The sequence below is a fragment of the Microcoleus sp. CZ3-B2 genome (assembly GCF_036705055.1).
Classification (GTDB): domain Bacteria; phylum Cyanobacteriota; class Cyanobacteriia; order Cyanobacteriales; family Microcoleaceae; genus Microcoleus.
Genome location: NZ_JAUBTN010000010.1, coordinates 85,028 through 97,878, shown reverse-complemented (window position 1 = coordinate 97,878; position 12,851 = coordinate 85,028). Strand labels below are relative to the sequence as shown.

The 12,851-nt window shown below is 43.8% G+C and carries 15 protein-coding genes; 2 read left to right on the top strand and 13 right to left on the bottom strand.

Annotation, left to right across the window (positions count from 1 at the left end; all coding sequences use genetic code 11):
- Nucleotides 1–47: 47 nt before the first annotated feature.
- Nucleotides 48–1,262, top strand: a complete 1,215-nt coding sequence (locus QUA97_RS06695) for a class I SAM-dependent methyltransferase (protein WP_333194032.1) — start codon at nucleotides 48–50, stop codon at nucleotides 1,260–1,262.
- Here QUA97_RS06695 and QUA97_RS06690 read toward each other — a convergent pair.
- The 8 genes from QUA97_RS06690 to QUA97_RS06655 all read right to left on the bottom strand — a co-directional run bounded on the left by QUA97_RS06690 (nucleotide 1,259) and on the right by QUA97_RS06655 (nucleotide 7,159).
- Entirely contained in the window at nucleotides 1,259–1,489 is a 231-nt protein-coding gene (locus QUA97_RS06690) for a hypothetical protein (RefSeq protein WP_333194030.1), read from the bottom strand. The two genes, QUA97_RS06695 and QUA97_RS06690, sit on opposite strands and share 4 nt — an antisense overlap.
- A gap of 9 nt (nucleotides 1,490–1,498) precedes the next feature.
- Nucleotides 1,499–1,771 (bottom strand): hypothetical protein, encoded by a 273-nt coding sequence (locus QUA97_RS06685; protein WP_333194028.1) that lies wholly within the window; start codon nucleotides 1,769–1,771, stop codon nucleotides 1,499–1,501.
- A 372-nt stretch (nucleotides 1,772–2,143) separates the two neighbouring features.
- The gene (locus QUA97_RS06680) at nucleotides 2,144–3,286 is read right to left on the bottom strand and encodes a DNA cytosine methyltransferase (RefSeq protein WP_194066934.1); all 1,143 of its coding nucleotides are present in this window, start codon (nucleotides 3,284–3,286) and stop codon (nucleotides 2,144–2,146) included.
- 90 nt (nucleotides 3,287–3,376) lie between these two features.
- Nucleotides 3,377–4,147 (bottom strand): Uma2 family endonuclease, encoded by a 771-nt coding sequence (locus tag QUA97_RS06675; RefSeq protein ID WP_333194025.1) that lies wholly within the window; start codon nucleotides 4,145–4,147, stop codon nucleotides 3,377–3,379.
- A gap of 199 nt (nucleotides 4,148–4,346) precedes the next feature.
- Nucleotides 4,347–5,621 (bottom strand): histidine--tRNA ligase, encoded by a 1,275-nt coding sequence (gene hisS / locus QUA97_RS06670; RefSeq protein WP_333194022.1) that lies wholly within the window; start codon nucleotides 5,619–5,621, stop codon nucleotides 4,347–4,349.
- Nucleotides 5,622–6,206: 585 nt separating this feature from the next.
- Nucleotides 6,207–6,488: a hypothetical protein gene (locus tag QUA97_RS06665; RefSeq protein ID WP_333194058.1), complete on the bottom strand. Its 282-nt coding sequence runs from the start codon at nucleotides 6,486–6,488 to the stop codon at nucleotides 6,207–6,209.
- A gap of 34 nt (nucleotides 6,489–6,522) precedes the next feature.
- Nucleotides 6,523–6,798 (bottom strand): helix-turn-helix domain-containing protein, encoded by a 276-nt coding sequence (locus tag QUA97_RS06660; RefSeq protein WP_194066931.1) that lies wholly within the window; start codon nucleotides 6,796–6,798, stop codon nucleotides 6,523–6,525.
- Nucleotides 6,710–7,159, bottom strand: coding sequence for a hypothetical protein (locus QUA97_RS06655; RefSeq protein ID WP_333194061.1), 450 nt, complete (start codon nucleotides 7,157–7,159; stop codon nucleotides 6,710–6,712). Before QUA97_RS06655 ends, QUA97_RS06660 begins: the two co-directional genes overlap by 89 nt.
- Nucleotides 7,160–7,236: 77 nt before the next feature.
- Between QUA97_RS06655 and QUA97_RS06650 the strand changes: the two genes are divergently transcribed.
- Nucleotides 7,237–8,235, top strand: a complete 999-nt coding sequence (locus QUA97_RS06650) for a carbohydrate kinase family protein (RefSeq protein ID WP_333194020.1) — start codon at nucleotides 7,237–7,239, stop codon at nucleotides 8,233–8,235.
- A 74-nt stretch (nucleotides 8,236–8,309) separates the two neighbouring features.
- Here QUA97_RS06650 and QUA97_RS06645 read toward each other — a convergent pair whose 3' ends face one another.
- From QUA97_RS06645 to sfsA, 5 genes are all read right to left on the bottom strand, one after another.
- Nucleotides 8,310–8,798, bottom strand: coding sequence for a gluconokinase (locus QUA97_RS06645; protein ID WP_194066928.1), 489 nt, complete (start codon nucleotides 8,796–8,798; stop codon nucleotides 8,310–8,312).
- Between the two features lie 129 nt (nucleotides 8,799–8,927).
- The gene (gene aqpZ, locus QUA97_RS06640; RefSeq protein WP_194066927.1) at nucleotides 8,928–9,626 is read right to left on the bottom strand and encodes an aquaporin Z; all 699 of its coding nucleotides are present in this window, start codon (nucleotides 9,624–9,626) and stop codon (nucleotides 8,928–8,930) included.
- A 534-nt stretch (nucleotides 9,627–10,160) separates the two neighbouring features.
- Complete coding sequence (locus QUA97_RS06635; RefSeq protein WP_194066926.1) at nucleotides 10,161–11,483, bottom strand: 3-isopropylmalate dehydratase large subunit; 1,323 nt, start codon at nucleotides 11,481–11,483, stop codon at nucleotides 10,161–10,163.
- Nucleotides 11,484–11,592: 109 nt separating this feature from the next.
- Complete coding sequence (locus tag QUA97_RS06630; RefSeq protein WP_333194017.1) at nucleotides 11,593–11,754, bottom strand: hypothetical protein; 162 nt, start codon at nucleotides 11,752–11,754, stop codon at nucleotides 11,593–11,595.
- Between the two features lie 142 nt (nucleotides 11,755–11,896).
- The gene (sfsA, locus tag QUA97_RS06625; RefSeq protein ID WP_194066924.1) at nucleotides 11,897–12,637 is read right to left on the bottom strand and encodes a DNA/RNA nuclease SfsA; all 741 of its coding nucleotides are present in this window, start codon (nucleotides 12,635–12,637) and stop codon (nucleotides 11,897–11,899) included.
- Nucleotides 12,638–12,851: the final 214 nt, after the last annotated feature.

The window sequence follows — 12,851 nt, the reverse complement described above, 5'->3', positions numbered from 1 at the left end:
AAAAATCTTTATTTCATAAATAAAATAACATTAACTTTAATTTAATTATGACATCCCAGCAATCAGATATTAACGATAGTAACCCGGAACTCTGCGCTTTAATCTGCGAAAGAATTGCCGCCAGTCCCCAGCAGCGTATTACTTTTGCTGAATATATGAATTTGGCATTATATCATCCGCAGCAGGGTTACTACAATAGCGATCGCCCGCCGATCGGCAAACAAGGCGATTTTATCACCTCGCCTCACTGGAGTGCTGATTTTGCCGAAGTTTTGGGCGAGCAATTTGTGGAAATGTGGCAAATTCTCGGCAAACCTCATCCTTTTACTATTGTAGAAATGGGCGCAGGGCTGGGAACATTTGCCGTAGATTTGCTGCAATACCTGCAACGGCAATATCCCGATTTATTTAAAGTTTTAGAATACATTATTGTTGAAATTTCCCCTATCCTCCAAGCGGAACAGCAGCAAAATTTAGCCAAATTTAAAAATATCAAATGGTGCAATTGGGATGAAATAGCTAATAACTCTATCGTCGGCTGCTTTTATTCTAACGAATTAGTCGATGCTTTTCCAGTGCATCAATTTGTCGTAAAAGAAGGGCAAATTAGGGAAATTTATGTTGCCGCCGACGAAGAACCAAACAAAGAATCTGGAAGCAAGTTTATTGAAGTATGCGACGAAATTTCTAACCCTAAGATTGCCGAATATTTTGATTTATTGGAAATAGATTTGTCCGCGACTGTTTATGCGGACGGATATCGCAGTGAGGTTAATTTAGCAGCTTTAGACTGGATAAAAACAGTTGCCGAAAAATTGCAGCGGGGATATCTGTTAACAATTGATTACGGACATCCGGCGCACCGCTATTACAATCCGAGGCGCAGCGAGGGGACGCTACAGTGTTATTACCGCCACCGATATCACAACAATCCTTATATTAATGTGGGGCGGCAGGATTTAACGGCTCATGTTAATTTTACGGCGTTGGAAAAGCAGGGTGAATTGTACGGTTTGAAGGTAATGGGTTTGACTCAGCAGGCTTTGTTTTTGATGGCGTTGGGTTTGGGCGATCGCCTTGCTTCTTTGTCCACAAATGATGCGGAAGTGTTGGATGTGGCAACGTTTTTGCGGCGCAGGGAGGCTTTGCATAGAGCGATCGATCCGATGGGTTTGGGCGGTTTTGGGGTTTTGGTGCAGTCTAAGGGGTTGAGGGAGGAGGAGAAGGGGAGAATATTGAAGGGTTTGATGGTGCCTGATTAGTTATTTGGTTGATTTACGCCACTCAATTCCGCGCACTTACTCAGCGGCGGAAATTCCCATTTCCCCGAATACAAAGTAGATGGCAGCTTTAAACAGTATGCAGCAGGAATTACTTCTATCAACCACCAATTAAACATATCTCGCCCGGCCGCAGCAAAACCAGAAATAGCATCTCCCGTAATGGCATCATACAAAATATCCAAGATGGCATTATAAGCTATTTTCATGTTGAGTGTTTACAGCAAGCCGTAGAAAATATTATAAGCTTCGTCAGTAGCTTGATATTTCCCAATTTTGTTGATATTAGGAAACAAGGTATCAGCCCAAGTTTCTGGGATTTCACCGCCATCTTTTAGCCAACAAGATACAATTCCTTGAATGATATCAGTCTTGTTTTCTTCAGGAAAGTAATGTTTAATAGTCGGTTTAGCTGCCAATGCTATTCCATAGGCCATGTAGACATATCGCTGATGGGATATTGCATCATTAGGCATTCCAAATGCTGTCATTACTTCTACAAAAGCTTCTTCTACATCGCTGTTTCCGCCTCTTTCGTATAAATCACGATACTTTCTTTCCCAAACGCTGTGAAGAGTTTCCTGTAATTGCTCAGGAATATCTGAGTTACTGGGTAATTTAAAATCGCTGTAGTAGCCTTTGACAAACTGTATTATTTACTTTGGCTCCTGATATATTGTGTAGGACTTGCATGGACCCAGAAACCGGGGCTCCTGATATATTGTGTAGGACTTGCATGGGCCCAGAAACCGAGTTTTTTACGAAACTACTGCTTTTGAGGCTTTGACACTGGTGAAAAACCCGGTTTCTTTGGTATTTATGCGTCCAGGACTGTTAATGAATAAAATATTATACTTACTATACTATAAACTACTGGTTAATTGTAAAATGTTTTCAGTAAGTTCTAATTCAGCCCATTTTAAGCGTTCTTGAATAGACATCCCCTGCAACTTTTGACTCATTTCATATAAATCAACTTGCGGATAATCCCCCTTAAATAGTGGAATTAAAGACTCGACTACAGCAGCAATTCCCTGCGGCGGTACTGCATTCCCAATCTGTCGCCGCACTTCAGTAGTAGAACCTTCAAAAACAAAATTATCGGGAAATGTTTGCAATCTTGCTCTTTCGCGATTTGTCAAAGAACGGGGTTCTAAATAATGATAACCCCAAGTTCCACCACCGCCACCAGCAATAATTGTCGATGATGGTTTATCGGGATGAATTCGCCGATAAACGTGACTGATCATGCCTTTGACATAGTAGGGACTGTCCTTGGGAATATCAGAAAAATTGCCTCCCGGTTTAATTCGATTTAAAATTTCAACGGTTCGGGTATGAATTTTATGATGTTTGTTATTGTCGAGAACTGTTTCTACATTCTTGAGCGCTTCGCCCGCAGTTCGATAAGGATTTTTGCGATTTATACCGTATTTTGGCTGAGGATGCACAAAGTTAAATCCTGTATCCATCCGAATGCCAACTAATAATACTCTTTGCCGAAATTGCGGCACTCCGTAATCGGCAAAGTTGTAAAGTTTAGGTTTAACTAAGTAACCTGGTGCTATACTTTCAAAGTCGGAAATTATTTGTTTGATTGCTTGATAGTTATTGGCGCTTAATAAACCTTTGACATTTTCTGCTACAAAAGCTTTGGGCTTCTTTTTATTGACAAAATCTAGAAAATATGTGTATAAATTGCCTCTGGTTCCTTCAAGGCCGGGGCGCTTCCAAATTAGGGAGAAATCTTGACAGGGGAACCCTCCTATACATATTTCAGCTTCGGGAACTTGTGCAATGTCTATATTTTCTATGCTGTCATTAACTATGACATCGGCGATATTTCTGCTGAATGTTTGGCAGGCGTATTTGTTGGAGTCGATCGCCCAAACTACCTCAAATCCGGCTTGGTGGAATGGCAAATCCATGCCGCCGCAACCAGAAAATAAGGATATGAGTTGCGGTTTTGTTGTCCAGGCGATCGGCTGGAGACGTTCGATTAACATAGGAGTGTAAAGTTAGCCAAGGGCGGACGGGATGCCCGCACTACAAGAGTGCGATCGTACCACATCGAATTCGACTCATCAATTGATATTTCACTCTTCATCATCTAACTCGATCCCGGCTTGACGCAGTTTTTCGGCCAATCTTTCAGCGCGGAGTTTTTGGCGATCGCCCCGCTGACGTTCTTGTTCTACTCTTTCTTCCGACCACAGCAACAACTCGCCTTCTGCATCCCACCATCTCAACCAACAGCCTGTTCTCCCTTCGTGGGTTCCTTCCCAAACTCCTAAAAACAAATTTAATCCCGGTATCCAATAACGTCCGTTATCATCGGGTTTTTGCAAGTTGTAGTGATCTGATTCTAAAGCGTAAACTTCTAAATGAGCTGTTTTTGCTCGGAATATGACGTATCTGGGGACTTTAATTACTTGCTCGTAAAAATACCACTTTCCCACCCGCGAGGTAAACTCAACAGAGTATTCTTCCCCGTAGGTTTCTGAAAGAAACTCCATCACGATTTGGGGGATGGTTCCTTCTGTGTGTGGCGTGTAACTGCGGCGGACTTGCGAGACATTTTTGGGATTTACTGGTTTTACGTACATCCAATCGGGTGCTTTGCAAATAATACGCTGTTCGTCGCTGCTTGAACCTGGGAAACTTATGCCGGCACACAAGGCAAAGTTAGAAACTATTAAGGCATCCCGCATTAATTCAGGAAATGCTGTTAGCGGTTGGCGCAAAGCCGAGGCTAATAATGGTTGGCTTTCGTCTTCCACGGGGTCATCGGGTAGTTGGAAATCTTCTGGGAGTAGCGGCCAGGTGATTGTGAGTTTTGTTTCAGGGTTTTTAGTTGCTAAAGACATAGTTTATCTGAGGTTAGTGGTTTTAATGATTAAATTATATCTCTTGGTTTTTGGGATGTTAATTGACTGTCTCTTTTGTTTGTAGCCGAGTCTCGATCCCCCCTGCCACCCTTAATAAGGGGGGGGACAAGAGTGCGGTCAAAGTCTCCCTTATTAAGGGGGATTTAGGGGGATCTAGACTCGGCTACAAGCGATCGTTCTAAGGGTTGTTAATTTTCTGCTGTAGTTCGGTGGTCATTGCTAGCAGTTCCGATTGGGCGATCGCACTTTGTTCGCCACTCGCCAACCACTTCAATTGTACCGTCTCACTTTCAGCTTCCGCATCACCCAAAACCAAACACCCAACAGCACCGCTTCTGTCGGCTCTTTTAAACTGTTTTCCGAACGCACTGCCGCTCAAATCTATCTCGACGCTAAACCCAGCACTCCGCAATTTTTGCGCTAACAAGATTGATTGCTGTTCTGCTTTTTCGCCCCTGGATACCAAATAGAAATCTAACTTCGGCGCGGGTAAAGGTTGCAACTTTTGCAACAGGATAATCAACCTTTCGATTCCCATCGCCCAACCAACTGCTGCGGTATCTGGGCCGCCCAATTCCTTGACTAAACCGTCGTAGCGGCCGCCTCCACAAACTGTTGCTTGGGCTCCCAAATCGTCGGAAATGATTTCAAAGGCGGTGTAGGTATAGTAATCTAAACCGCGCACCAATCTGGGATTTAACTGATATTTAATTCTTAAATTTGTGAGCATTTGCTGCACTTGCTCGAAGTGAACTCGCGATTCGTCACCCAAATATTCTAAAATACTCGGCGCGCCCTTAACAATTTCTTGAGTGCGCTGATTTTTGCTGTCCAAAATCCGCAGCGGATTGCGAGTCAAGCGGTCTTGAGAATCGGCGTCTAATTCGGATTTGTGCGGTGTAAAATAATCGATCAAAGCTTGCCGATAATTTTGTCGGTCTTCCTTGTTTCCGACAGAGTTAATATCGAGTCGCAAATTTTTTAAACCGATCGCTTGCAGGATATCACAGGCGATCGCAATTACCTCGACATCCGCCCGGGGATTGGCACTTCCCAAGACTTCCACGCCAATTTGATGAAATTGGCGCATCCGTCCCTGCTGAGGACGTTCGTAGCGAAACATCGGCCCAGCGTACCAAAGACGCTGCAATCCACCTTGAGCTTCTAAACTGTTTTGAATAAAAGCTCGCACCACTCCCGCTGTTCCTTCTGGGCGCAGAGTAATCGATCGATCGCCCTTATCTTTAAAAGTGTACATTTCTTTGCCCACGACATCGGTCGCTTCCCCAATGCCGCGTTCAAATAAAGATGTTTGTTCAAATATCGGCGTCCGAATTTCCCGATAAGCCGCTTTTTTCAAAATTGTTCTAGCGACTGCTTCTATGTTTTGCCAATATCGAATTTCAGCGGGCAAAATATCCCGCGTTCCCGTTAAAGTTTTAATTGCACTCATTTTTTTAGTTAGTTGTTAGTTGTTAGTTGTTAGTTGTTAGTTGTCAGTTGTTAGTTGTCAGTTGTTAGTTGTTAGTTGTTAGTTGTTAGTTGGCAGTTGGCATTTGGCAGTTGGCAGTTATCATTATTCATTGGTCATGGGTCGTTGATCATTGCTCGTAGGAAATTTACAAAACTGACGCATCCAAATCTAAGAAATCGGGTTTCTCACATTCTATTGTCTAGGATTGATCCATTTAGATTGGAATGATATTGTAGTATTTTCCCCGCTCTATCTGTACAAGCTATTGGAGCTTTATACAGCACTACTAATACAATACTTAAACTGAGATGCTCCCGTTAATAACTTCTATATTCGTTAGTTCTCTGTCCTTAACTTTTAGCTAGTGACTAATGACTAATGACTAATGACTAATGACTAATGACTAATGACTAATGACTAATGACTAATGACTAATGACTAATGACTACTGACTAATGACTAATGACTACTGACTAATGACTAATGACTAATGACTAATGACTACTGACTACTGACTAATGACTACTGACTAATGACTAATGACTAATGACTACTGACTAATGACTACTGACTTAATAATTCCCAAGCTCCGTAACGATCGCCATAATAAGCCAAAATGCGATCGACCCGCTGGCGATCGACCAAATCGAAGCCTTCAGGATACTGTATCCACAAACCTCCAATTTGGCTGTCGCTGTAATCAAACCGCTGCGACTGCTGCGGAATTAAACCGATTTCCACGCCTTCAACTTGACGCAAATGGGCTGCTACTTCGCGATATACCGTCAGCGGCAATCCCGGCGATTGAATTTGATAGCGGAGTTGTTTTTCTTGTGCCGTTTGCATCATTACTTTGCCTGTCCCCAACCAAAATCCCTATTTAAGATACTTCTTTATCGATCGGCCCCGGTAGAGGGCAGCAGTTAATATTCTCCATACATACCTTCCCCCACTGCAAGGCCCAGCGCACCAGCGAAACTCGATTGTCAGCGGGCGTCTTGTTCAAGATATTGCTAATGTGGTTGTCAACAGTACGCTTGCTAATTTCTAACTTTTCAGCGATTTTCTCATTGGTCAATCCCGCCGCTACTAACTCTACCACTTGCAATTCTCTGTCCGAAAGGGTGACAGGGGTGCTGGAGACGCTCCCGTTCATAAATTTTTCCTATGTGTGCATATTTACCTATATACAATTCTAGAGGATGAGCGATCGAGTATGAAGAGAAAATTAAATCTGCTGCGGCTGCTTTTTCGCAGTGCAAGCACCAACTCGCTTGCAGAATCGCGGCTTCGTGGAAAAGAAGGCGCGACACTGCAAGACGCACCAGCAGCAGGCGCGTGGGATGGCGGATGCTAGCTTTACCTGAATGCACCTGACATCCGGGCCCAAAAACCCGGAGATGTTGGTACGTAAAACTACTGATACGCCCGCACTGCACTTGTGCGTTGAGCGTGTAACTGCCCGTATCAGCAAGTCTGATATTATAGGGAGCAGCGATTAAAAAAATAGCTGACAATTTTTATCGGATGGGCTAAAAATAATTATTGAGTTGTCTGCTGCTGTGACATCAAAAATCCAAAATCAAAAATAAATATGACTTATCCTCGCGTTTTGTGTCTGGGTGAAATTTTATTTGATTGTTTAGCAGACAAACCAGGAGCATCTCTCGAAGAGGTAGAATCTTGGACGGCATATCCCGGCGGCGCTCCTGCTAATGTTGCCTGTGCTTTGGTTAAATTGGGCACTGAGGCGGCATTTATCGGTGCTGTGGGTGGGGGGGATGAGTTGGGGAATTCCCTGGTGCAGGTATTGCAAGAAGTAGGGGTTGATACCGCTGGAGTGCAGCGCCATCCGAGTGCGCCGACGCGGCAAGTTTATGTGTTGCGGAATGAAGCGGGCGATCGCTCTTTTGCAGGTTTTGGTAAATTGGATACTGCGGATTTTGCCGACACTCGCCTCCAGGCTGCCCAAATTCCCGAAGTGCTGTTTGAAAATGCGGAGTTTTTAGTGCTAGGCACTTTAGAATTAGCTTATCCTGAAAGTCGAAAGGCTATAGAAAGAGCGATCGAACTAGCAGAACGTTACGACGTTAAAATTATACTTGACATCAATTGGCGTCCGGTGTTTTGGGCAAATCCAGACGAAGCAAAAGCGCGCATTATAGAACTCTTAAAAAAAGTAGATTTTCTCAAGTTATCTGACGAAGAAGCCGAATGGTTGTTTGCAACTACCGACGCTGGAGCTATTACCTACCGCCTCGATTCTGTAGAAGGTGTTTTGGTGACAGCGGGCGATAAAGGTTGCTCCTATTGTTTGTCGGAAAATGAAGGTAAAATCCCCGCCTTTGCAGTAGATATTGAGGATACAACAGGTGCCGGCGACGGATTTGTCGCTGGTTTTGTGCAACAGTTGTGCAAGCAGGGAATTAAGAATTTAGCAGATTCAGAAATAGCAAAACAAATTGTCACCTATGCGAGCGCGGTGGGTGCGATGACAGCGATGAAGCCTGGAGCAATTGCAGCTCAACCAACCGCCGCTGAAGTAGAAGCTTTCTTGTATTTGTACAAAAAACATCCCGCCAAACATCTATAGGTTCGTAGTGAGGACTTGAGCCCGCATAAAGAAGGACTACAGTCCTTAGTACAAACCTATTTTTTGGTCGTAAATTAACCGCCAACTAGATGATTTTCAATCTGGCGCACCATTACCTCTAGTGGCTGCGAAGCATCTATAATAATTGCAGTTTCTGGTTCTTCGAGAGTAGCGCACTGACTTGACAGCAAGTCTGCTTTCATGTAGTGATTTTCGCGAGTTTTTAACCTGGCTGTTAATAGCTCAAAAGAAGCTTTGAGATAAACTATTTTAATTTGCTGCTGGTCTCGGCAGAGCATTTCGCGGTAAGATGCTTTTAAGGCAGAACAAGCTAACACGACATTTTTATTTTCTAATAACCAGGTGTCTATTTCACTTTGCAGTTGCAAAAGCCACGGAATGCGATCGGCATCTTCTAAAGGAATGCCCCGACTCATTTTTTTGATGTTGGCTGGCGGGTGAAAATCGTCGGCATCGCTGAAATCCCAATTGAGAGATTGCGCCAGCAACTTGCCAACAGTAGTTTTTCCCGAACCGGAGACTCCCATCACGATCGCAATCATCGCTCTTATTTACTAAATATTTGTAATTGGATCGAGTTGGGCGATCGACAAACCGAGTTTCTTAAATTTTATGATAAATCCTACAACCCATAAAAAGTTCAAGAAACCCAGTCTGTTTCTAATTCTAGATCAAATTTCTTCCCTCGTGTTTTTAATTAAATTATAAGCCAAAACCCCGATAATTCCACCAATCACCGGGAACACAATAAACGCCCACAACTGTTGAATTGCCCATCCGCCTTGAAAAAGTGCCACACCGATACTTCTAGCCGGGTTGACTGAAGTATTGGTTACGGGAATTCCGACTAAGTGAATCAACACCAGCATCAAGCCGATCGGAATTCCGCCCAAACCCACGGGATAATTGGGATCGGTAGTACCCATGATGGTAAATAACAGAAAAGCCGTCAGTACAATTTCCGTCAAAGCTGCCGCCAAAAGTCCGTAACCTGTGGGAGAATGTTCTCCAAAACCGTTGGAAGCAAATCCCGAAGCAGCCACATCAAAACCCGGTTTTCCGGATGCTATCACATACAAAACAAGACCGCCTAAAATTCCGCCTACAATCTGACCTCCTATATAATAAGGAAGCAAAACAGCATCGATCAGTTTGGCAACTACTAAACCGATGCTTACCGCTGGATTGATGTGGCATCCAGAGATAGGCCCGATCGTATAAGCCATGACTAAGAGGGACAAGCCAAAGGCGATCGCCACTCCCAAAAAGCCGATTTTGTCTCCTGCTAAAACTGCACTGCCGCATCCACCTAATACCAGTACAAAAGTACCGAAGGCTTCAGCAACTCCTATTTTTATTTTTTTGTTCATGCTCACACTCTCTATTTTTGATAGATTAATTATGCACCCTGTTATAATCTGACATTCTCAAAATTGAAGCTACATTTTTCCCGCCAGCACTACAATACCAAGGAAAACCTTACAAGAATGTGTAACTTGAATTTCGAGAACCTGTATTGGCTCAACTGAAATTGTGGAATTTGAATTCAACAAATCAGCTCAGAGCTTACTATTTTATAAAAAAAATGTCAAGCCTTAGCGATTTTTTTGTATAAATTGTGCGAATCAATCACAAATACTTAACTAATTTTTATATAACTGTGGGATTAAATTGTCAAGAGTCAGCCTATTTTTTGTATAGATTGGGCAAGCTATTAGGAATTTATTTTAGAATAATTAATTTGGTTTTTTGGCTAACTTGGCGATCGCAATTTTACTGATTGTTGTTGTGCAAGCCGATCGCACTTACAGCTAAAACATCCGCCCTAACCGGCTTACATTCACCTCGTAGAGTATGCCACAACAACCTTCCAGGGTTGTGGCACACCCTACACCAGCTACTTTCTAACGCAGGAATTCGCGCGGATCAGTGACGTGCCCAGTCAGCGCCGAAGCCGCCGCCGTATAAGGCGAAGCGAGATAAACTTGCGCTTCTTTGTTACCCATCCGGCCGGGGAAATTGCGATTAGTTGTAGACACGCAAATCTCGGGTTCGTTCATCCGCCCAAAAGTGTCTTTCGGCCCGCCCAAACAAGCGGCGCAAGAAGGCGCTGCAGGTTCGATGCAGCCGGCTGCTAAGAAGATTTCCGACAGGGTTTGACCGTCGTATTTTGTGACAAACAAATCTTCGTAAACTTTCTGAGTGGCCGGTACTAAATACGTCGGAACTTTGACTTGATTTCCTTTGAGAATGCGGGCTGCATTCAAAAAGTCGGAGGTTTTGCCGCCGGTGCAGGAACCGATGTAAACTCGATCGATCTTGACATCGCGACAGTTGCGGGCCAATTCGCGGTTGTCGGGGGAGTGCGGTTTGGCGACGACTGGTTCTAATTTGCTGACATCGTAGGTGCGATCGCTATAAAAACTAGCATCAGGATCAGTGTAAAATGCCTCAAAGGGCACATTAGTCCGGGGATTAACGTAATCAAACGTGGTTTTGTCCGCAGCCACCGTGCCGTTTTTGCCGCCAGCTTCGATTACCATATTGCACAGCGTCATCCGTTCTTCCATCGTCAAACGTTCGACTGTATCGCCGGCAAATTCCATTGTCCGGTAGTTAGCCCCGGCGACGCTGATATCGCCAATAATTTGCAAAATCAAATCTTTTGCTAACAAATAATCGGGCAATTCACCGTTGAGCACAAACCGCATGGTTGCGGGAACTTTAATCAACAATTTGCCGGTTCCCATAATAAATGCCGCGTCGGTATTGCCGATACCGGTCGCAAATTGTCCGAAAGCGCCGGCATTGCAGGTGTGGGAATCTGTGCCGAAAAGCACTTCGCCGGGCCGCGTGTGCCCTTCTTGGGCTAGGGCGATGTGGCAAACTCCTTTGTAGTCGGGATTTGCTTTAAAGTCCGATCGATCCGTGATGTCGTAAAAGTATTTTATCCCTTGTTCTGCGGCAAAATCGCGGAGAATATCGACGTTGCGGTTAGCGCGTTCGTCGTTGGTGAAAATGTAGTGGTCGGGAATTAAGACGATTTTGTCTGGATTCCAGACTTTAGCATTTTCGCCGAATTCGCGTTTGAAAACGCCGATGGTGCCCGGCCCGCAGACATCGTGGGTCATCAACACGTCTGTTTCTACCCAAATGTTTTCTCCGGGCTCGACTTTAGTGCGGCCTGATGCTTTGGCTAAGATTTTTTCGGTCAGGGTCATTCCCATAGTTCGATCGCTCTTTTTGGTAAGATGCTACATAACTGTATTGTACGAAACATCGCCTGATACTGACAGGTAATTTATTAAGCAAACATTAAAAGAAGAATCAATTTCCCTATTTTCCACCAACTAGAGCCGCAGTTAGATTTTTTTTCAATTCATAATAACTTCGTGCAAAAGCAGCAATACACTGTCCCTGCAAACTTCCACAAATCAGTAATTTATCAATACAAAAATCCCAGTTTTCCCCCACAATATCAATTCCGGTTGCACTCATACATGATGTTAATTGTTAACTGTTGACTGTTAACTGTTGACTGTTAAGATCATTCCGATGCAACCGGATACGATATAACTCGGAGACGGTGGCTGATTAGAATTCTCGTTTTGTGCTGTAAACCAGCAGTCTATCCAGCACTTCAGTTTCCGTTAGCGGTTAGTAAATCCATTTTTGCTAAGCCCAAATAGCGCACACCTTCCGGCGTCACATCAAACCGGCAAGGCAAAACTTCCACACCTTCAGCCACAGCCTGTCTGAACAATTGTCCGTAAAGGCGATCGGCACTATCTCCGGGAGCAAAATCAGTACAATCTCCCCGATTAATAAAATACAGCATTACAGCCCTCGAACCCTGCCGCACCACATCGATCAACTCTCTCAAATGTTTCTGTCCCCGCTCCGTCACTGTATCAGGAAATAAAGCTAATGTATCTTTGACCCAAGTTGTATTTTTCACTTCCAGAAAAATCGGTTTTTCCTCACCAGTCAGCCAAAAATCAACACGACTTTTTTTATCGATACCGTAAACAACCTCCGGCTGAATTAAACTGTAATTGCCCAACTCAGGAAACAATCGCAACTCCAAAGCTAATTTAATCGCTCGATTTGGCAGCCCAGTATTAACTCCCACCCAAACAGGCACAGTATCGCAAAGTTTAATTAATTCCCAAGTATAAGCTAACTTGCGTTTGGGATTGTCGCTGGCAGATACTAGGACAGGATTACCCGGAATCAAAACACCAGTCATCGGGCCAGTATTCGGACAGTGCGCGGTGATAATTTCTCCAGAATCTAATTCAATATCGGCAAAAAAACGCTTGTACCGCTTGATGAGAATTCCGGGTAAAAGAGGAGGGTATTTGTAAATTAAGTTAGTCATTAGTCATTAGTCATTAGTCATTAGTCATTAGTCATTGGTCATTGGTCATTAGTCATTAGTCATTAGTCATTGGTCATTAGTCATTGGTCATTAGTCATTGGTCATTGGTCATTGGTCATTGGTCATTAGTCATTGGTCATTGGTCATTGGTCATTGGTCATTGGTCATTGGTCATTAGTCATTGGTCATTAGTCATTGGTCATTAGTCATTGGT